The organism is Duganella sp. Root1480D1 (assembly GCF_001427305.1).
Classification (GTDB): domain Bacteria; phylum Pseudomonadota; class Gammaproteobacteria; order Burkholderiales; family Burkholderiaceae_D; genus Rugamonas.
Window position 1 is genome coordinate 200,913 of the sequence record NZ_LMFZ01000050.1, and the last position, 19,166, is coordinate 220,078.

Genomic DNA, 19,166 nt, shown 5'->3' on the forward strand with positions numbered 1-19,166 from the left:
CCTGCTATGAGCGCTGCTCCACGCATCGCGGTGGCGGTTGAAGTCCTTTTGCAGCGCTTGTTTCACCTGGCGCAGGATAGAAAGCTCACGACTGTCACGGTCGAGCACATGTTGGCGCTGCTGGTAGGTGAGCCGGGCGTCTGCGCATTCCTGGATGCCAACTTGCCGCAGGAAAACCAAGCCGCACTGCGCGCCGAACTGTACCTGATGCTGGACCGGCAGCCGACTCCGCAAGCAGCGCCGCGGCGGAGCTGGCCTGACGGCCTGAAGACGCTGAAGCCGCTGGCGCGTTTCATGCTGCCACGCGGCATCAGGAGGCTCGATCAATGGCTGGACGACGCTCCGCGCTTCTCCGACGATGCCACACACGTATTGATGCGCGCCATCCTGAGGGTGCCCCCGCCAGGGGTCGTTCAGGATACCGACCTGCTGTTATCAATCATTGAGAACAGCTCGGGTCCCGCCAGCGCACTCCTGGCAAGGCACGCTGTTTCACGCTACGCTTTGCTGTGCCATGTGACGAATGCGAGGTACCCAAGGCCAGTCGCAGCACACCCGGAGTTGCAGGATGAGGCGGCCAAAGTACGGCTGTTCCTGCTCAACGACGATTTCAGTCCGATGGAATTTGTAGTCGACGTCCTGCAAACGGTATTTTCCAAGTCGCCGCAAGAAGCGAACGCCTTGATGCTGGAAATTCACCACAGCGGACGCGCCGCGTGCGGCATTTTTTCTCCAGACGCCGCGAAGCAGAAACTTCGCCAGCTTGAACAACTGGCTGCCGGGCAGCAGCACCCGCTGCGCGCTGTCCTGGAAGCTGTCGATCAGGACGATGCCTTGATGGCGTGACGCTCCAGCAAATCGTACAGGGTCGGGCGCGAAACGCCCAGCAGTTCGGAAGCCTTCACGATATTGCCCTCGACGCGCGCCAGGGCGCGCACGATGGCGCGGTATTCGGCTTCGTCGCGCACCTGGCGCAGATTGAACGGTTCTTCTTCCACCGGGGCGCCGGACAGGCCCAGGTCGTCGGCCGTGATGGCCGGGCCGTCGGCCATGATGATGGCGCGCTTGATGCAGTTTTCCATTTCCCGCACATTGCCCGGCCAGTCGTGGTGGGCGATCTGGGCCAGCGCGTCGGGGCTGAAGTGCAGGTTGCCGCGGCCTTCCTGGGCGCAGAAGCGGTTCTTGAAGTGCTGCGCCAGCAGCACCGAGTCGCCGTCGCGCTCGCGCAGCGGCGGGATGGTCAGCACGATCTCGGACAGGCGGTAGTACAAGTCTTCGCGGAAGCGGCCGGCTTTCACCAGTTCCTTCAAATTCTGGTGGGTAGCGCAGACGATGCGCACATCGACCGGGATTTCCTCGTGGCCGCCGACGCGTTCGATCACGCGCTCCTGCAGGAAGCGCAGCAGCTTGGCTTGCAGCGGCATCGGCAGGTCGCCCACCTCGTCGAGGAAGAAGGTACCGCCGTTGGCCGCTTCCACCTTGCCCTTGGTCTGTTTCACCGCGCCGGTGAAGGCGCCCTTTTCATAGCCGAACAGCTCCGACTCGAGCAGGGTTTCCGGAATCGCCGCACAGTTGATCGCCATGAAGCGTTCCTTGGCGCGCGGGCTGCCCTGGTGCAGGGCGCGGGCGATCACTTCCTTGCCGGTGCCCGATTCGCCCAGCACCATGGTGGTGGCCGAGCTTGGCGCCACTTTTTCCACCTGGCGGCACACCTTCAGCATGCCGGGGTCGCGCGAAATGATGCCGGCCAGCGGCGCGTCGGCGCTGCCTTGCTGCATGCGGCGGTTTTCCTGCTGCAGGCCGTGCAGGAAGAAGGCGCGCTTGATCACCAGCGACAGCAGTTCCGGCTCGCAGGGCTTCTGGTGGAAATCGTAGGCGCCCATGGCGATCGCCTGCACCGCGTGCGAGCGGTCCTGGTTGCCGGTCAGGACGATGACCTTGGTGTCCGGCGCCAGCGCCAGGATCTGCTGCAGCGTGGCCAGGCCTTCGGTGGCGCCGTCCGGGTCGGGCGGCAAGCCGAGATCCATGGTGCAGACGGCCGGTTCGTGGCGGCGCAACTGGGCCAGCGCGGCTTCGCGGTCGCCCGCCACCACCACGTCGTAGTCGTCGAAACTCCACTTGAGCTGCTTTTGCAGGCCGGGGTCGTCTTCGATAATCAACAGCTTGGGTTTGCTCTGGCTCACAACAGGTCCTTGTGCCTTCAGGCGGCTTGTTCAATGGTTTGCTGGCGGTACAGCGGCAGGCTGACCGTGAATGTGGTGCCTTGCTCCGGCGTGCTGCGCACCTGCAGCGTTCCACCCAGTTGGTGGATATATTCCCGGCTTTCGAATGCGCCAATGCCCATGCCGGCCGACTTGGTCGAGTCGAAGGGCTTGAACAGGCGTTCACGGATGAATTCTTCGCTCATGCCGGTGCCGGTGTCGGCCACCGCCACCAGCACGCTGTCGCCGTCGCGCGCCAGGCGCACGCACACCTTGCCGTCGCGCGGCGTGGCTTCGATCGCGTTCTGGATCAGGTGGCCCAGCACGCGTTCCAGCCGTTCGCCTTCGGCCAGCACTTTCAGGCCGGCGTCGGCCAACTGCAGCGTGGGCTTGGGCTCGAAGGCGGCCTTCAGCGCCACCGCCTGCGCCAGCAACTGGCCCAGGTCCTGCGCCGTGGCGCGCTCGGGCGAGGCGGTACGGCTGAGCTTTTGCAGCATCAGTTTCATTTTCTGCACCGACAGGGTCACGGTCTCCATCATATCGCGTTGGAACTCCGGATTGTCGGCATGTTTTTCCGCATTGGCGGTCATCAGCGACAGCTGCGCCACCAGGTTCTTCAAATCGTGCACAACGAAGGTCGACAGGCGGTTGAAGGAGTCGAACTGGCGCGCCAGCATCAGGGCGTTGTCGGCTTCCTGCTGGGTCAGGTAGGAAGCGGCCTGGGTGCCGGCGATCTTCAGCAAGTCCAGCACTTCCCAGTTCAGCTTGACCTCGCTGCGCGAGGCCATCAGCACCACGAAGCCGGCCAGCCGGCCCTGCAGCAGCAGCGGCACCACCAGCCAGGCCTTGGGGAAGGCCAGCAGCCAGGGCGGCAGCGGCACTTCCGGGTCGTGCAAGTGGTGGGCGGCCACTTCCACCAGCCACTGCTTGCTTTCCATCAGTTGGCAAAACCCCGAATCGGCCGGCTCGCTCGCTTGCTGGGCCTGCACATGCCAGGAGGCCAGCGGCTCAAAGCGCTGCTCGCGGCGTATCCACAAGGCGCCGCCCTGGCTTTCCACCAGCTCGGCCAGGGCCGAAATGGTGCGCTCGCCCAGGTTGGGGCCGGTGGCCGACAGGGTGCGGGTAAAGGCCAGCCATTCCTCGCGGTAGTCGTAGTTGTAGCGGTAGAAATGCTTGCTGATGAACACTTTCAGCCAGGCGCGGAACGAGCCTGAAAACAGCACGCCGGCCAGCAGGAAGGTGGCGCCAAACAGGAAGGCCAGTTGCATCAGGCCGCCCCAGGTACCGCCGACAAAACGCAGGTAGTAGGCCGCCATGCTCATGGCCAGCAGGTAGACCGCTGAGCCGAGCAGGGCCGCCGAATGGAAGGCCACGCGGCGCGACACGGCAAGCTGGGCCGGCCAGGAGGCGCGCCGCAGCAGCGAAATCGCCAGCAGCGGCACAATCAGTGCATTGACCAGGCCGCGCGCCGCCCACAACTCGGGGTCGAGTTCGCGCAGCAGCAGCATATCGCTGTACAGGTAGAAGTCGTAGGCAAACAGCGCGCCCAGGCCGAGGCAGATGAACTTCATGGCCCAGCGCACCTGCACGCTGCGGTCGCGGTAGAGTTGCTCCACCAGCAGCATGCCCAGCACGGCCATGCCGAGGCGGCCGATGGCCAGCACGTGGAAGGCCAGGCCGGCCGGCAGCTGCTGCGCCAGCAGGCTGGCCAGCAGCATGGCGCCGTACACCGCCAGGCTGGCCTGGAAGGTACGGGCGCCGCGCTGCCACAGGCCCAGCATGGCCAGCAGTACGCTGGTCCAGGCGGCATTGCGCAGCCATTCGGCGCCATGCAGCACCCACGGCGCCCACGGCACCACGGTGGCGCTGGCCATGACCGCCCCCCACAGCACCGTCAGCAGCGAGGCGGTGGCCAGCACGCGCTGGTGCGGACGCTGGTCCGGGCGCTGGCGCCAGCCGGTCAGGACCAGCACGCTAAATAACAGAAACGCCAGCGCTGCGCTGGCGTAACTGAAGGCGGTGATACTGGTCGGCATCAGGACTCCATGTGCTTAACGGCCTCCCCTGAACATGACCACCTTGATGGTGTCGATCAGGACCAGCACATCGAGCAGCAGGCTGTTGTTCTTGACGTAGTACAGGTCGTACTGCAACTTCTGCAGCGCGTCTTCGACCGTATCGCCATAGCCATAGCGCACCTGGGCCCAGCCGGTAATGCCCGGCTTGATGCTGTGGCGCACATTGTAGTAAGGCACGCGCTCCGTCAATTGCTCGACGAAATAAGGACGCTCGGGACGCGGGCCGACGAAGGACATTTCGCCCTTCAGCACGTTGAGGATTTGCGGCAGTTCGTCAATGCGCAGCTTGCGGATGATATTGCCCACGCGCGTGATGCGCGGGTCGTTCTTGGAAGCCCATTGCGGCGTGCCATTCTTTTCCGCATTCTTGAACATGCTGCGGAATTTCAGGACGCGGAACACGCGGCCATCCATGCCCACCCGCTCCTGCGAGTAGAAGATCGGCGCGCCATCTTCGATCACGATGGCAATCGCGGTGAGGACCATGACCGGCAAGGACACTACCAGCAGCGAAACGCTCGCCACCACGTCGACCGCGCGCTTCATGAAAGTACGCATGAAGCTCTGGTCGAAGCCGCCGCCAAACACCAGCCAGGAAGGCTGCACCGATTCGACCCGGATCTGGTAGGTTTCGCGCTCGAAGAAGGTGGCGGCGTCGGTGACCTGGATGCCGTACAGCTTGCACTCGAGCAGCTCCTTGATCGGGAAGGCGCCGCCGCGGCGGTTCTGCACCGAGACCACGATTTCCGATACGCGCTGGGCGTTTGCCAGCGCTACCAGGGAACCGCCTTCCGGCAGGTGCAGCAACTGGTTCTGCGGCACGCAGGTTTCTTCCGACGGCACCGCCACATAGCCGGCCACGTCGTAGCGGCGGTAATTGGTGTCGCGCGTGGCCAGTTCACCGCATTCCTTGGCCATGACGCCGCAGCCGAGGAAGATGATACGGGTCGACAGGAAATGCGTGCGCGATGTTTTCATGAACATGGCGCGCGCCAGCAGGATGCCAAAGCCGGAAATGATGAACACCAGCACCAGGATGCCACGCCCGAAGTACAGGTCGGGCGCCAGGTAGAACACCAGGGTCAGGATGCAAAAGCCCATGGCAAATGAAGGCATCAATTGCAGGAAGAAGGGATTGCGCAAGCCTTCCTGGAAATTGATCTGGTACATGCCCAGCGCGGACATGCTGAACACGATCGCGGCTGCAAAAATGCAGGCCGACATGAAGAAGTGGTCGAGCTTCGGTATGGCGAACTGGTCACCGTCGAAAAAACGCAGACCAGCGCCAGCGTAGAACGAGCCAATCAGGATCAACACCTCCAGGAAAAGCAGGCTGAAGACAACCTTGGAAATGTAGTGATTGGAAATTCTTAGCATTTTTATTCCCTCCCGCTTTGCCGCTCATGCTGGCCATGAAAGCGCGCGGAGCCTTCCGGCCATGTCTCGTTAACTATTCTTGCGGGGCCAGGTGGCGGACGTACCAATCCATGGCCTCCTTCAATCCTTCACCGATACGGTGGGAAGGATCGAAACCCAACAGCTCGCGCGCCTTGGTGATATCGGCCTGCGAATGGCGCACGTCGCCGGCCCGGAATTGCTGGTATTGCGCCTGGTGCTGCAGCAGGTGCGGGAAACGCTCCTGCAACAACTCGCGCATCATCAGGTACAGTTGGTTGAGACTGGTGCGCTCGTTGAGCGCCACGTTGTACACCTGGTTGGCCGCGCCCGGCTTGTCGGCCATGGCTGCCAGCAGGTTGGCTTGCACCACGTTGTCGATGAAGCAGAAATCGCGGCTGGTTTCGCCGTCGCCGTTGATGAACAGGGGACGGTTGCGGATCAGGGCCGACACCCACTGCGGTATCACCGCCGCATAGGCGCCGTCCGGATCCTGGCGCGGGCCGAACACATTGAAATAGCGCAGGCCGATGGTTTCCATGCCATAGGTGCGCGCAAAAACGTCGGCGTACAGCTCGTTGGCATATTTGGTGACGGCATACGGCGACAGCGGCCGGCCGATGGTGTCTTCCACTTTCGGCAATGCGGGATGGTCGCCGTAGGTGGAACTGGATGCCGCGTAGACGAAGCGCTTCACTTTCGCGTCGCGCGCCGCCACCAGCATGTTCAGGAAGCCGGTCACATTGGTGCCATGGGTCAGCAGCGGGTCGTCGATCGAGCGGCTGACCGAGCCCAGCGCGGCCTGGTGCAGGACGTAATCCTTGCCGGCGCAGGCTTGCTGGCAGCTTGCCAGGTCGCGGATATCGCCTTCGATGAAGGTAAAGGAAGCCCAGGCTGCGGAGCCGACGGCTTCGCGCACCTGGTCCAGGTTATGCTGGTGGCCGGTGGCGAAGTTGTCTAGGCCCGTGACCTGCTGGCCGAGCTTGAGCAGCGCCTCCACCAGGTTGGAGCCGATGAATCCGGCAGCCCCCGTCACCAGCCAATGGTATCGCTGGCCACGCAGGTGCAGCCGCACGTCGTCAAACTTGCCCACAACAGCCCTCCCAGGCTTCCCTGATATTTTTCTTACAGGCGCCAGACGCTGTAACCAGCTTCTTCCAGGCCTGCCATATTAAATGCCGATTTCACGTCGATGAAGACGCCGCCCGGATTCAGCTTGGCGGACAGGTCGCCCAGCGACAGCGCCAGCAATTCCTTGTGCGACACGGCAGCCACCACCGCATCGGCTTGCGGCAGGCTGTCCCAGCTTTCCAGGCGAATACCGTATTCGTGCACCGATTCCTCCGAATCGGCCACCGGGTCGTGCACATGCACGTCCAGGCCATACGACTTCAGTTCAAACACCACGTCCGCCACCTTCGAATTGCGCAAGTCCGGGCAGTTTTCCTTGAAGGTCAGGCCCAGCACGTTCACTTTTGCGCCCTTGATATGGCAGCCCGCCGCGATCATCTGCTTGACGGTTTTCTCGGCCACGAACTTGGCCATGCCATCATTGATGCGGCGCCCCGCCAGGATCACCTGCGGGTGGTAGCCGATCATGTCGGCCTTGTGGGTCAGGTAGTAAGGATCGACGCCGATGCAGTGGCCGCCAACCAGGCCAGGACGGAAAGGCAGGAAATTCCACTTGGTGCCAGCCGCCTGCAGCACTTCCAGCGTATCGATGCCAATCTTGTCGAAGATGATTGCCAGTTCGTTCATCAGCGCGATATTCAGGTCGCGCTGGGTATTTTCGATGACCTTGGCGGCTTCCGCAACTTTCACGCTGGAAGCCCGGTATACCCCAGCAGTCACTATCGACTCATATAGTTTAGCAACCTCTTCGAGAGTTGCTGGATTATCTCCCGAAACCACCTTCAAAATCGTGGTCAGGCGGTGTTGTTTGTCGCCTGGATTGATACGTTCGGGGGAGTAGCCGACGTTGAAGTCCTGTGGCCATTTCAGGCCGGAATGTTCTTCCAGCACGGGGATGCAGACTTCTTCGGTGGCGCCCGGGTAGACCGTCGATTCGTACACGACGATGGCGCCCTTCTTCATGTATTTGCCGACCGTGGTGGAAGCGCCCACCAGCGGGCTGAAATCAGGCGAATGGGCGTTGTCGACCGGCGTCGGCACGGCCACCACGATGTAATCGGCTTCGGCCAGCGCGGCCGGGTCGTAGGTCACGTGCAACTGGGTCGCTTCGCGCAGTTCCGCTTCCGACACTTCGCCCGTGGGGTCGCAGAATTGCCGGTAATTCTCAATCTTGGACTGCGACAGGTCGAAACCGATGGTCTTGCGCTTCTTGCCAAACTCTACCGCCAGTGGCAGGCCTACATAGCCCAAACCTACGACTGCTACAACCTTGTTGTGATCCATATCGGTTCCCGTGAGAATTACCAATTACTATTATGCTAACAATATATTCCAGAAGCCCTACAACTACAATGCACGGTTCACAATTTCCGCCGTGCGGGGCGCGAAAAAGTGCGCCGTGCACTATGAAGCGCGTAACAATCTATTTGGCTTTCCGTTGGCCAAATGCGACATGAATGTATGGAATGTTTGCCAATTAACTTGTTCGTTTGATACGGATTGTCAATTTTACACGGAACCCGTACAGCTGTCACAGCCTTTCTTTGCAGCGCACCATAAAGCAACGCGGCGGCCGAGGCCGCCAGCATTGTCTAAATGATAAACGATTATTGCGACAAAGCGATGACTGCACGCTTGGTAGGGACCGCTATTGCCACACGTTGCGCCGGCACGACGCCCGGCACGGCGCTGCGCGCCGCGATCTCCTTCAGCTTGAATACGGCAATGGCCTGCGCCACCCATTCGGCCTGGCGGGCCAGGCTGCTGGCAGCGGCAGCCGCCTGCTCGACCAACGCCGCATTTTGCTGGGTAATGTCGTCGATATGCACCACCGCCTGGTTGACCTGGCCGATGCCGCGGCTCTGCTCCTGGGTAGCGTTATGGATCTCATCCATGACGCGGGTGACGCGGCCGACTGACTCGATCACTTCGCTCATGGTGGCGCCGGCGTTATTGGTCAGCCTGGCGCCGGCGTCGACCTTGGCGATCGAACTGTCGATCAGTTGCTTGACTTCCTTGGCGGCCGTGGCCGACCGCTGGGCCAGGCTGCGCACCTCGGTGGCCACCACGGCAAAGCCTTTGCCGTGTTCGCCGGCGCGCGCCGCTTCCACCGCCGCGTTCAGGGCCAGGATATTGGTCTGGAACGCAATGCCGTCGATCATGCCGATGATGTCGAGGATCTTGCGCGACGACTGGCTGATGTCGTCCATGGTCTGCACCACTTGCGAGACGATGGAACCGCCGGCTGCCGCCATGCTGGACGCCTGGCCGGCCAACTCGTTGGCGCTGTGTACGCTGGCCGCGCTCTGCTGCACATTGCTGGTGAGCTGCTCCATGCTGGCCGCCGTCTGCTGCAGGCTCGAGGCCTGCGATTCGGTGCGGCCCGACAGGTCCAGGTTGCCGCTGGCGATTTCGCTGGTGGCGGTCTGGATCTCATCGAAGTTGCTGCGCACGTCGCCGATGATGCTGTGCAGGTTGACATTGGTCTGGCGCAGCGCCGCCAGCAACTGGCCCATTTCATTGTCGGCGCCAATGTCGATGCGGCCGGTCAGGTCGCCGCCGGCCATCTTGCGCGCGAAGCCGGTGGCCAGGCGCAGCGGGCGCACCACGGCGGCATGCAGCGCGTACCAGAACGACAGCGCCAGCGCGACAAAGCCGGCATGGGCCAGCGTCAACCACGACGGCGCCTGCTGCACGATGCCGGAAATGGCAAGCAAGGCCAGGAAGCCGCTCAGCGCGCCCATGCCGATGCCGATCAGCCTGGCCAGCGAAATGTCGCGCAACTGGCTGGCCCAGTTGCGCCAGCCGGAGCGGCGAAGCCGGCCGCGCTCGAGGCGCAGGCGGCGCGGGTTGCCTTCCCGGATTTCGCGGTAGAGATGGTCGGCCTGCGCCACCTGCTCGCGGCTGGGCTTGGTGCGTACCGACATATAGCCGACCGGGCGGCCGGCTTCGATCACCGGCGTCACGTTGGCATACACCCAGTAGAAGTCGCCGTTCTTGCAGCGGTTCTTCACCATCCCGCTCCACGGCATGCCGGCCTTGATGGTGGACCACAGGTCGGCAAAGGCTTCCGCCGGCATGTCGGGATGGCGCAGGATGTTCTGCGGCGCCCCGATCAGTTCTTCTTCGGTGAAGCCGCTGACTTCGATGAAGTAGGGATTGGCGTAGGTGATCTTGCCCTTCAGGTCCGTGGTCGAGACGATGGTCTTGCCGTCATCCAGGATGAACTCCTGGTTGGTGACAGGGGTGTTGAGGCGCATGGCGGTGCTCCTTATCGGCTATCTACAGGGGAGTTCTGGCACGAACCGGGAGCTGGGGTCCGCATGGCTTGGGCGGGGCGCAAGCAGGCGCCCTGCCATGTCATGCGATCAAGTATAGGAAGATGGTGCGCTGTGGAAACTCACGAAAAATTACAATAGGAAAATTCAATGGCCGGTGTTGCGGATTTGCAATCAGGCCGGCGCCTGGCGCCTGAACATGCCGCGCAACTCGCTCACCATGCTGCGGTTGAACAGCAGGCTGACCACCGCATACGCCAGCATGCCGGTTACCACTTCCGCCACCAGCGCCCAGGCGCGCGGCTGCGCCGCCAGCGGCGCCCGCACCAGGGTCACGGCGCCGAACATCAGGCCGGCGCACAGCACGGCCGGGCCGGCGCGCCCGGCCACCGCGCGCGCGCTGATGCCGATGGCGGCCAGCATGCGGCGCATATTGAAGAACAACACTACCGGGTAGGCCAGCAACCAGGCATAGGCCACGCCCTGGATGCCCCAGCGCGTGCCGATGTAGAAGGCGGGCGGCATCACCAGACAGGACAGCAGCACATTGCGGAAGTTGATGCCTGGCTGGCCAAGGGCATCGGTGACGGTCGGCAGCATCTGGGTCAGGGTGCGGAAAGGCATTACCAGGCACAGCACCTGCAAGGGCAGCACGGCGCCCTCCCAGCCCTTGCCCAGCACCACGGCGACGATTTCCGCCGCCACGCTGGCCATGCCCCACAGCAGCGGGAAGGACAGCAAGCCGATGTAGCCGAGCATCTTCAGCACGCCGCTGCGGATCGCCGGCAAATCATGCTGGTTGCGCGACAGGATGGGGAACAGGACCTGGTTCAGGATGCCTGCCATGCGCTGCACCGGCAGCGACGCCAGGTGCATCGACACCGAATACCAGCCCAGCGCGTGGTCGCCCAGCACGCGGCCGACGATCGCCACATCGGCCTGGGTGAAGCTGTACCACAGCAGGCGGGTGGCGGTCAGGCTGCCGCCGAAGCCCAGCAGCTTGCCCATGCCCTTGAGCGACCAGTCCGGCCGCGGCTGGCCCGGCGCGCACCAGTTCAGCGCGCCGACCCGCCAGGCCTGGGTGGCCAGCATACCGGCTACCAGCGCCCACACGCCGGCGCCGAACAGGGCCATGAACAGGGTGACTTGCGAACCGGCCAGCGCCGCAGTCAGCTCGACCAGCGAGCGCTGCTTGTATTCCAGGCGGCGCTGCAGGCGCACATCGGGAACGGTGGCCAGCGGCAGCAGCACGAATTGCAAGGACAGCACGTGCAGCAAGCCCTGCAGGCGCGGCTCGCCGTAAAAAGCGGCCACCAGCGGCGCCAGCGCATTGGCCAGCAGGCACAGGCCGAGATTGACCAGCCACAGTACCCCCATGGCCTGCCGCAGTTCCTGTTCGCTGATTTCCTTGCGCTGGATCAGGGCCGGGCCCAACCCCACCTCGGCAAACATGCCGAGCAGGCCCAGCACAACGGTACACATGGCCAGCAAGCCGTAATCGGAAGGCGCCAGCAGGCGCATCACATAGATGGTGACGCCCCAGGTGATCACCTGGGACACCAGCTTGGCCCCCGCCACCCACTTCACGCCGCGCGCCAGCTCGGAATGCATTTTCATTTGACGGTGCTCCGCGCCGGGAAATCGAATTTGGCCGGCTTTGCGGCCGGGATCACCTGCGCCAGCCAGCGCCGCAGGCGGTCCTTCTGCTGCTCGGTCACGCTGCCCAGCAGCACGACCGCCACCAGGGTTGCGGCCAGCACGGCCGCCAGGTAAGCATAGCCTTTGCCCATGCCGGCCAGCAGGACTTCAAACAGCAGCACCAGCGGCAGATGGAACAGATAAATCGAAAAGGTATAGCTGGCCGCCTTGCGGATCGCCGTGCCGCAAGCCTTGAACAGGGGGTCGAAACGGGCGGCAATCGCGCGGAAGCCAAGGAAGTTCAGGCCGATCAGCAGCGCCAGCACGTAGTCGCCGAGGAAGTGCTTGGAGAAATGCAGCAAGCGGTGCAGCTCGGCGCCCAGCAGGCCGCCGCTCCAGCGCGCCAACTGTTCACCGGTATCGTGATACTGGTAGAGCGCCAGGCCCGCCAGCGAAGCAAGCCAGCAGGTCCAGCCCATGACGGCCGTCAGCCGGTAACCGCCTTGCCAGCGGTAGAGCAGCACACCCAGCGCCCAGACCGGCGCCAACAGCAGGATCTTGGGCCCGACCAGCAGGGCGGCCAAGCCCAGCCACAACCAGCGGCGGCGGCTGCTGCCGAAGCACCACAGCGAGAACAGCAGGTAATACGACATTTCATAGCACAGCGACCAGTAAGCCGAATTCGAGAACGGCATGATGGACACCAGCCACAATTCGTTGGCGAAAACCAGGCTCGCCGCCATGCGCAGCACCGGATGATCATGGGTGGTCAGGCCGCCGGCATAGTGCTGGGGATTGAGCGCGAGGCCGACCTGGTCGGCCAGCGGCGCCAACAGCATGGCAGGCAGAGCCACCGAATAGATGCGCGCCAGGCGGCTGATCCAGAATTCGCGCGCCGTCGCTTCCTTGCCATCGGCGACAAAGGCGATCACATAGCCCGACAGCAGGAAAAACACCACCACCGCATTGTGGCCAACCGAATTGGACAGCAGTGGGGTATGCAGCGTCTTGGTGCTGGCAGCATGCGCCACCATCACGGTCAGTGCAGCCAGCAGGCGCAGCAAGTCGAGGTACAGCGAAAAGCTGCGTGTCATGCCCTGCTTTTCAGCCATTGCGGCGCGCCTCGAAATGTTCCGAGGCGAGCGCGGTAGCGTGCTGCATGGCGGCATCGATGTGCTGGCGCCAGGCGCTCAGCGACAGCGGGTTGCTGACCTTGCGTGCCGCCAGTTGGCGCGGCAGCAGGCGCATCGCATACAGCTTTTCCGGGACTTTACGCTTGAGCACGATCAGGCCGCGGAAATTGGTCATCCACCAGTCGTCCTGCTGCAACCGCTCGACCAGGCGCGGCACCGTAAAGCTGGGGTGGTACAGGTTGAAGGCGATGGTGATGCGCTGCTGGGTGCCGCCGTAAGTCTCCACCGAATGCATCAGGCTGGCAGGAAAGAGCAGCATGCGGCCATTGCGCGGGGTCATGAAATAGTCGCGCCGCAGCGGGTCGGCATCGCGGTCGACATCGATCGCGACGAAGCTGCAATCCTCAAAACGGGTGCGGCCGCCGGCCGCCTGGCCGGCTTCGATATCGCCCACATTGACGTAGTACACGCCGGAAAAGAAGGAATGCACGCCCAAATGATCGTGGCGCCGGTTGTAATGGCCCTGCTCGTTGACGTTGGCCCAGGCCCGGATTTTCCAGCCGGCGGCAAATTCCGCGGCATCCCGGCCGGTCTGGCGCGCCACGTATTCGGCAGCCAGGCCGGTCATGCGCTGCAGCAGGCTGCGCGCCGGCGCTTCCTGCCAATCCTGCAGGTCGGCATCGGACTGCCAGCCGCCGCGGTTGGTCTTCACGGTGCCACAACTGGTTGTGCGTCGCGCCAGTACCACATCGCGCAATTCCCGGTTCAGTTGCTCACTGTCGGGCCAATCGAAATACATGACGGGAGACGGGAACAGCAGGTCCAGTTTGGCGCCATGCAGCGACGCCTGCTGCGGGGACGAGGGATTCATGACGGTCCAGGGAGAGTGATTGCAATCAGGATAAGGGAGTTGGCTTGCTGTCGCAAGCGCCAGCGCCCCACCGCGCGCTTATCAAAACGTCCAGCATATTAGCTTAATGACATTGCTCCGGCAATCCTGAAATTGACACCAGGCAGTCCGGCTGGCATCATCTTGATGGTCAATTGACAACATTTAACGGAAATAAAATGCTCCAGCTCCTGAGGTCGATCAAGAACAAATTCACGCCGGAGGCTCCGCTGCCGCTGGGCGCCGTTGCGGAACGCGAGGCCGACCAGCGCGGCTTGCCGGCGCAAGACCCGGGCATCGAGGCGGTGATTGCGGCCGGCACCGACTGGCTGCGGGCGGCCCAGGACCATTCAGCCTCGGCCGACGGCGGCGTGGCGCGCGACTTCAGCCTGGTCAAGGGCTGGGCCACCTCCTATCCGGAAACCACCGGCTATATCATCCCGACCGTGATCGAGCTGGCGCGTCGCCAGCAGAGCGACGAGCTGCACCAGCGTGCGCGCCGCATGCTGGACTGGTTCGTCGCGATCCAGTTCCCGGAAGGCGGCTTCCAGGGCGGCCGCATCGATTCCACGCCACGGGTGCCGGTCACCTTCAATACCGGACAGATTTTGCTGGGCCTGGCTGCCGGCGCCCAGGAGTACGGCGACCAGAAATATCACGACGCCATGCACCGCGCCGCCGCCTGGCTGCGCGACTCGCTCGATGAAGACGGCTGCTGGCGCAAGCACCCTACGCCGTTTGCCAAGCCCGGCGAAAAAGCCTATGAGACCCACGTATCGTGGGGCCTGTTTGCCGCCGAGCGCGTAGCGCCCGGCCACGGCTATGGCGAAGCCGGCCTGCGCCAGGTGGCGTGGGCACTCACCAAGCAGCAGCCAAACGGCTGGTTTGCGTCGAATTGCCTGAACGACCCAATCCATCCGCTCAGCCACACCATCGGCTACGTGTTGCGCGGCGTGCTGGAAGGCTACCTGCTTTCGCAACGCCCGGAGCTGCTGGCCGCTGCCGTGCGCACCGGCGACGCCCTGGCCGGCGTGGTCGGCGCAGACGGCTTCCTGCCTGGCCGCCTGGACAGCCAATGGAAGCCTGCGGTTGATTTCGCCTGCCTGACCGGCTCGGTGCAAAACGCCCACTGCCTGTTCCTGCTGTTCCAGCTCACCGGCCAGCAGCGCTACTTCGACGCCGCCCAGCGCCTGAACCAGTATGTACGGCGCAGCGTCAAGGTCGAGGGCCCGAAAGAAACCCGTGGCGCCGTTAAAGGCTCGTTCCCGGTCAATGGCGATTATGGCCGCTACGAGTTCCTGAACTGGGCCGTCAAGTTCTGCATCGACTCCAACCTGCTGGAACAGGATCTGCTGAAGGCACGTCATGCTTAAGCCAGCCAAGCGCCTGGTCAAGGCCGTGCTGGAAAAGCTGCGTCGTCGCAGCAGCGCCAAGGAAGTCAAGCAAACGCAACGCCATGTCAGCCGCGAAGAACTGGTGGAAGGGCTGGCGCAGCTCGGCATTGCCAAGGGCGATGCCGTGTTCATCCACTCCTCGCTGAAAAGCCTGGGCTATGTGGAAGGCGGCGCCGCCACAGTGGTGCAAGCGCTGCAGGAAGCCGTGGGTCCGCAGGGCACGCTGGTGCTGCCCACGTACTATATGCCGGGCGGCTCGATCCGCGGCACCTGCGAGATGCAGGACTATGTGTTCGATGTGCGCAAGCACGGCACCAATATGGGCCGCCTGCCGGAAGCGTTCCTGGCCAGCGCCGGCATCGCGCGCAGCGTGCACCCGACCCACTCGGTTTCAGCCTGGGGCCGCCATGCAGCCTACCTGACCGAAGCCCACCACCGTGCGCCGTCGGTGTTCGGCGAAGGCTCGCCGTGGCAGCGCTTTGTCGGACTGGAGAACGCCAAGGTGCTGGGCCTGGGCATTTCGATGGGCCCGGTCACCTTCTACCATGTGCTGGAAGACGCGATGGGCGACGAATTCCCAGAGCCGGTGTGGGGCGAGGAAACTTTCCGCCTGCCCTGCGTCGACCAGGCGGGGCAGCGTAGCGAAGTGCCGCTGCGCCCCTTCGACCCGGTGCTGGCAAAGCGCCGCATCGACCACGGCTCGCGCGACGATTTGCGCGCCTACTTCATGGCGGAATTCACGCGCGCCGGCCTGCTGCATGCCGGCCAGGTGGGCGAGGCGCCATCGTGGTGGATTCCCGCGCAAGGTTTCTTCGACCACCTGCAGCGCCTGGCCGGCGAAAACCTGACCATCTACTCTACCCCGGAACAACTGGCGGCGCGGCCGCTGGCATAGAGCTGCGGCGTGCGCTCCAGCGCGCGCCAAGCCTGATCATCGGCAATTCGACCAGGTGATAGCCCAGGCCGGTCAACACCACAAGCAGCGACAGGAAAAGACTCCATTGCCAGAACGGATGGAGCGCCTCCAGCGTGCGGAACGCCAGACCCATCAGCGGCGGATGGAACAGGTAGATGCCATAGCTGTACTTGGCGATGAACTTGCTGGCGCGGTTCAGCCAGGGCGCCGACATCTCTCGCATCCACGGCAACAGCAGGCCCACTGCAAGGCAGACCACCCAGCGCCCGTAGTTATTGGCACGCGGCTCCGCATACGCGACAAAGCCGGCACATGCCAGTGCCAGCAGCAGCGGCCATAGCCAGCCAGGCAGCCGCTCCCTTCCCTGCAGGCGCCAGGCCAGCACGCCAGCCAGGAAGCACGGTGCGAATTCAATTACGTTCAGGCGTGCACTGACCAAGGGCTGCAGCAAGGCCAGCGGCACGGAGAGTGCCCACAGCGCCAGTGGCCAGCGCAGCGGCCTGCGCCGCAACAGCAGGAACAACACAGGCAAGAACAGGTACATCTGCACTTCCAGGCACAGCGTCCACAGCACGGAAGACATATAGCGCGCATACACCAGGTTCTGCACCAGCAGCAGGTTGGCGGCGAGCTCGAACGGCGTCCATTGCGCATCCAGCAAGAAATAGATCCCCAACAGCGTCACCGCTGCCAGCGGATAGATGCGGCAGGCACGCTGCAGGTAGAAGGCACGGAACAGCGCGGCCCCGGCCAGTTGCTGGCGCTCCAGCGACTGCATGAGCACCAGGCTGGTGTGCACGAAGAACAGCATCACGCCCAACTGGCCCATGGCGAAGGACATCGCATTGGTGCGGATGGTGTAGCCAGCAATATGCGCCGCCAGCACCAGCAACACGGCAACCGCGCGCAGGAAATCGAGATTCGGCTTGAGCATCGTGGCTCCGGTCGCGTGGTGCAGAAACTTCAGTCTGCACGACGATCGGCGCCTAAGCTTTGCGCTGCATCATGCGCCGGTAAGCTGGCTCGCGGCGACGGTCTTGCGTTCGCGCCATGTTGCGCCCAGCTTGATCATCGGGTGCTCGATCAGGTGATAGCCCAGGCAAGGGAGTGCCACCATCAGGACCCAGAACAGGCTCCACTGCAGCACCGGAGGCCAGCCGGCCAGCGTGTCGAAACACAGGGCCAACAAGGGGTAGTTGAACAGGTAGATGCCATAGCTGTACTTGGCGATGATCTTGCTGGCATGGTTCAAGACCGGCCTGCCTAACTGGTGTACCCATGGAATGACCAGGCCCAGCACGAGGCAAACCGACCAGCGCGCATAGAGGTTGCTGCGCGTATCGGCGAACAGGATGTAGGCAGCACTGGCGACGGCCAGGGCGAGAGGCCACACCCAGGCCGGCAGCCGTTCCCTGCCCTGCAGGCGCCAGGCGATCACGCCGCCCAGGAAACAAGGCAGATACGACAGCACGCCCATGCGCGGCGACAGCCACTGCGGCAACATCGCGATGGGCAGCGACAGGACCCAGAACGCCAGCAGCCACTTGACCGGACGGTGTCGGAAAAACACGAACAGGAAAGGCAGCATGAAATACATCTGCACTTCCAGAGGCAGCGACCACAGCGGGTCGCTCATCAGCCTGGTGTAGGTGAGGTTCTGTGTCAGGGTCAGGTTGGTGAACAGCTCGTAGTATGTCCACTGCTGGTCGGTGAGGAAGAAAATCCCCAGCACCAGGGTGATGGACAAGGGATAGATACGGAAGATGCGCTGGATATAGAAACGCTTGAACAGTGCAGAACCGCTGACCTGCTGGCGCTCGAGGGATTGCATCAGTACCAGACTGGTGTGCACGAAGAAGATCATGACGCCCAACTGGCCCATCGCGTACAAAATCGGCGACTGTTGGGGTTGCCCGATGCGGAGTACATGCGAGAACAGCACGAACAGCACTGCCACCGCGCGCAGCAGATCAAGGTTCGGTTTGTTCGTCATGTTGCTGCACCCGGAAAGTCGAGTACATATTTTGCATCAGAATTGCAAGTTATACAATTTCGAAATTTCGATTGATGGGCGGATGCAACGCCTACGTTATCGCGCGGGGGCTTGGACGGTCGGGCGTAGCCGCAACGAGTTCAGGATTTTGTCCCACAGTTGGAGCATTTGCTTATCGCTCATACTGATCGGCCTAGGATCGAGGCCACCATCGAAGTTTCCCGACTGGAGGTCGATGCGGATTTGGGGGTGAACTTCGTCACCTTGCAATCCGGGGGCCTCCCACGTGAACAGATGAGCTTGCTGACCATGGTCGTTAGGGGCTTTCATCAACCATTCCTGGCCGGGATGGTCGCCTATCACGCGATCGCCTTCCTTGATATTGCGAATCCCACCCAGCGTCGCCCCGAGAATTCCCAGTGCGCTAAGCACGCCGGGTTTGCGGGACAACAGAGACTCAGGCGGCGCATAGATATTAAGACTGGTAGCTACATCAAGTACGATATCTGGGTGATTCTTCAACCGAAAGCGGACGTTCAAACTTTCATTTTCACTACGACCGCCGTCAGAAAATATTGCCCTGTCAACGCAAAACCCCGGGCCAGAATTCACAGCGGGATCCTGTGCTTGCAGTATGGTTATCGCCCTCTCCATTAACTTAACCGCTAAATCCACCTTATCGGAATCCGCAGGCTTGTGAAGCAAATACCGTTGGCCGCTGAGCCAACGGTAGCCCGAAATGTCGACCTCCACATGCTGATTTTTACCGTCCCAGTAACCGAAAACACGATCATTTTCATCAGGTGCAGTGCTCCTCAAGAGAAGTGAAGTACCGGACTTGTGTTTGGTTTCCCGCAGCGGCTGTTCGAAAGCATCAACTTCTTGGATGAACGTGTTGTGATCCATCGATTTGCGTTCAATCGTCGCAAATCCGTACTCGTAATGGCCGCCGACATATTCCGCGTCCACAGGAATATCGATCAGGAAGCGGCCAAGACAGTGCGTAACTGTTCGGTCATTACTAATCTCGTTCATCGTTTGCTCATTTGCACAAGTGTCTCCAGCGCAGAGCACCACCGCATAAAACGCTAGTGCCGCCCAAGTGCAAGCGCGGGATTGC

15 protein-coding genes are annotated in these 19,166 nt (G+C 62.7%); 3 read left to right on the top strand and 12 right to left on the bottom strand.

Translation table 11 applies throughout. The features are described 5' to 3' along the window. Positions 1-6 precede the first annotated feature (6 nt). Positions 7-846 carry an ATP-dependent Clp protease adaptor ClpS gene (locus ASD58_RS31595; RefSeq protein WP_162253075.1) on the top strand — a complete coding sequence of 280 codons (840 nt, stop codon included), beginning with the start codon at positions 7-9 and terminating at the stop codon, positions 844-846. Here the strand turns inward: ASD58_RS31595 and prsR are convergent. From prsR to ASD58_RS30160, 9 genes are all read right to left on the bottom strand, one after another. Next, positions 822-2,183 (bottom strand): PEP-CTERM-box response regulator transcription factor, encoded by a 1,362-nt coding sequence (gene prsR, locus ASD58_RS30120; protein WP_057266192.1) that lies wholly within the window; start codon positions 2,181-2,183, stop codon positions 822-824. The genes ASD58_RS31595 and prsR overlap by 25 nt on opposite strands. Positions 2,184-2,200: 17 nt before the next feature. Further along, the gene (prsK, locus tag ASD58_RS30125; RefSeq protein WP_057266194.1) at positions 2,201-4,237 is read right to left on the bottom strand and encodes an XrtA/PEP-CTERM system histidine kinase PrsK; all 2,037 of its coding nucleotides are present in this window, start codon (positions 4,235-4,237) and stop codon (positions 2,201-2,203) included. Between the two features lie 15 nt (positions 4,238-4,252). Next, positions 4,253-5,656, bottom strand: a complete 1,404-nt coding sequence (locus ASD58_RS30130; protein ID WP_057266196.1) for a TIGR03013 family XrtA/PEP-CTERM system glycosyltransferase — start codon at positions 5,654-5,656, stop codon at positions 4,253-4,255. Between the two features lie 73 nt (positions 5,657-5,729). After that, positions 5,730-6,767, bottom strand: coding sequence for an SDR family oxidoreductase (locus ASD58_RS30135; protein WP_057266198.1), 1,038 nt, complete (start codon positions 6,765-6,767; stop codon positions 5,730-5,732). Positions 6,768-6,799: 32 nt separating this feature from the next. Next, positions 6,800-8,089, bottom strand: a complete 1,290-nt coding sequence (locus tag ASD58_RS30140; RefSeq protein ID WP_057266199.1) for a nucleotide sugar dehydrogenase — start codon at positions 8,087-8,089, stop codon at positions 6,800-6,802. Between the two features lie 323 nt (positions 8,090-8,412). Further along, positions 8,413-10,065, bottom strand: a complete 1,653-nt coding sequence (locus ASD58_RS30145; RefSeq protein ID WP_057266201.1) for a PAS domain-containing methyl-accepting chemotaxis protein — start codon at positions 10,063-10,065, stop codon at positions 8,413-8,415. Between the two features lie 192 nt (positions 10,066-10,257). Next, a complete protein-coding gene (locus tag ASD58_RS30150) occupies positions 10,258-11,700 on the bottom strand; it encodes a lipopolysaccharide biosynthesis protein (protein ID WP_082565792.1) in 1,443 nt (480 codons plus the stop codon). Then, on the bottom strand, positions 11,697-12,833 hold the full coding sequence (locus tag ASD58_RS30155; protein ID WP_057266205.1) for an acyltransferase: 1,137 nt from the start codon (positions 12,831-12,833) through the stop codon (positions 11,697-11,699). The genes ASD58_RS30150 and ASD58_RS30155 overlap by 4 nt, the downstream gene beginning before the upstream one ends. Beyond that, positions 12,826-13,725: a TIGR02466 family protein gene (locus tag ASD58_RS30160; RefSeq protein WP_057266207.1), complete on the bottom strand. Its 900-nt coding sequence runs from the start codon at positions 13,723-13,725 to the stop codon at positions 12,826-12,828. Before ASD58_RS30160 ends, ASD58_RS30155 begins: the two co-directional genes overlap by 8 nt. 197 nt (positions 13,726-13,922) lie before the next feature. On the opposite strand from ASD58_RS30160, the gene ASD58_RS30165 reads away from it, so the two are divergent. Both ASD58_RS30165 and ASD58_RS30170 read left to right on the top strand, forming a co-directional pair. Next, positions 13,923-15,116 (top strand): hypothetical protein, encoded by a 1,194-nt coding sequence (locus ASD58_RS30165; protein ID WP_057266209.1) that lies wholly within the window; start codon positions 13,923-13,925, stop codon positions 15,114-15,116. After that, positions 15,109-16,032, top strand: coding sequence for an AAC(3) family N-acetyltransferase (locus ASD58_RS30170; protein WP_057266211.1), 924 nt, complete (start codon positions 15,109-15,111; stop codon positions 16,030-16,032). The genes ASD58_RS30165 and ASD58_RS30170 overlap by 8 nt, the downstream gene beginning before the upstream one ends. Here the strand turns inward: ASD58_RS30170 and ASD58_RS30175 are convergent. The 3 genes from ASD58_RS30175 to ASD58_RS30185 all read right to left on the bottom strand — a co-directional run bounded on the left by ASD58_RS30175 (position 15,995) and on the right by ASD58_RS30185 (position 19,081). Continuing rightward, a complete protein-coding gene (locus tag ASD58_RS30175) occupies positions 15,995-16,987 on the bottom strand; it encodes an acyltransferase (RefSeq protein WP_057266213.1) in 993 nt (330 codons plus the stop codon). The two genes, ASD58_RS30170 and ASD58_RS30175, sit on opposite strands and share 38 nt — an antisense overlap. Positions 16,988-17,056: 69 nt before the next feature. After that, positions 17,057-18,046, bottom strand: coding sequence for an acyltransferase (locus ASD58_RS30180; protein WP_057266215.1), 990 nt, complete (start codon positions 18,044-18,046; stop codon positions 17,057-17,059). Positions 18,047-18,142: 96 nt separating this feature from the next. After that, the gene (locus ASD58_RS30185; protein WP_057266217.1) at positions 18,143-19,081 is read right to left on the bottom strand and encodes a T6SS immunity protein Tli4 family protein; all 939 of its coding nucleotides are present in this window, start codon (positions 19,079-19,081) and stop codon (positions 18,143-18,145) included. Positions 19,082-19,166 lie beyond the last annotated feature (85 nt).

Bases quoted from the DNA above. Each gene is read 5' to 3' on its own strand.
- ASD58_RS31595 (WP_162253075.1), top strand. From the start codon at position 7: ATGAGCGCTGCTCCACGCATCGCGGTGGCGGTTGAAGTCCTTTTGCAG.
- prsK (WP_057266194.1), bottom strand. From the start codon at position 4,237: ATGCCGACCAGTATCACCGCCTTCAGTTACGCCAGCGCAGCGCTGGCG.
- ASD58_RS30130 (WP_057266196.1), bottom strand. From the start codon at position 5,656: ATGCTAAGAATTTCCAATCACTACATTTCCAAGGTTGTCTTCAGCCTG.
- ASD58_RS30140 (WP_057266199.1), bottom strand. From the start codon at position 8,089: ATGGATCACAACAAGGTTGTAGCAGTCGTAGGTTTGGGCTATGTAGGC.
- ASD58_RS30145 (WP_057266201.1), bottom strand. From the start codon at position 10,065: ATGCGCCTCAACACCCCTGTCACCAACCAGGAGTTCATCCTGGATGAC.
- ASD58_RS30150 (WP_082565792.1), bottom strand. From the start codon at position 11,700: ATGAAAATGCATTCCGAGCTGGCGCGCGGCGTGAAGTGGGTGGCGGGG.
- ASD58_RS30155 (WP_057266205.1), bottom strand. From the start codon at position 12,833: ATGGCTGAAAAGCAGGGCATGACACGCAGCTTTTCGCTGTACCTCGAC.
- ASD58_RS30160 (WP_057266207.1), bottom strand. From the start codon at position 13,725: ATGAATCCCTCGTCCCCGCAGCAGGCGTCGCTGCATGGCGCCAAACTG.
- ASD58_RS30165 (WP_057266209.1), top strand. From the start codon at position 13,923: ATGCTCCAGCTCCTGAGGTCGATCAAGAACAAATTCACGCCGGAGGCT.
- ASD58_RS30170 (WP_057266211.1), top strand. From the start codon at position 15,109: ATGCTTAAGCCAGCCAAGCGCCTGGTCAAGGCCGTGCTGGAAAAGCTG.
- ASD58_RS30175 (WP_057266213.1), bottom strand. From the start codon at position 16,987: ATGCTCAAGCCGAATCTCGATTTCCTGCGCGCGGTTGCCGTGTTGCTG.
- ASD58_RS30180 (WP_057266215.1), bottom strand. From the start codon at position 18,046: ATGACGAACAAACCGAACCTTGATCTGCTGCGCGCGGTGGCAGTGCTG.
- ASD58_RS30185 (WP_057266217.1), bottom strand. From the start codon at position 19,081: ATGAACGAGATTAGTAATGACCGAACAGTTACGCACTGTCTTGGCCGC.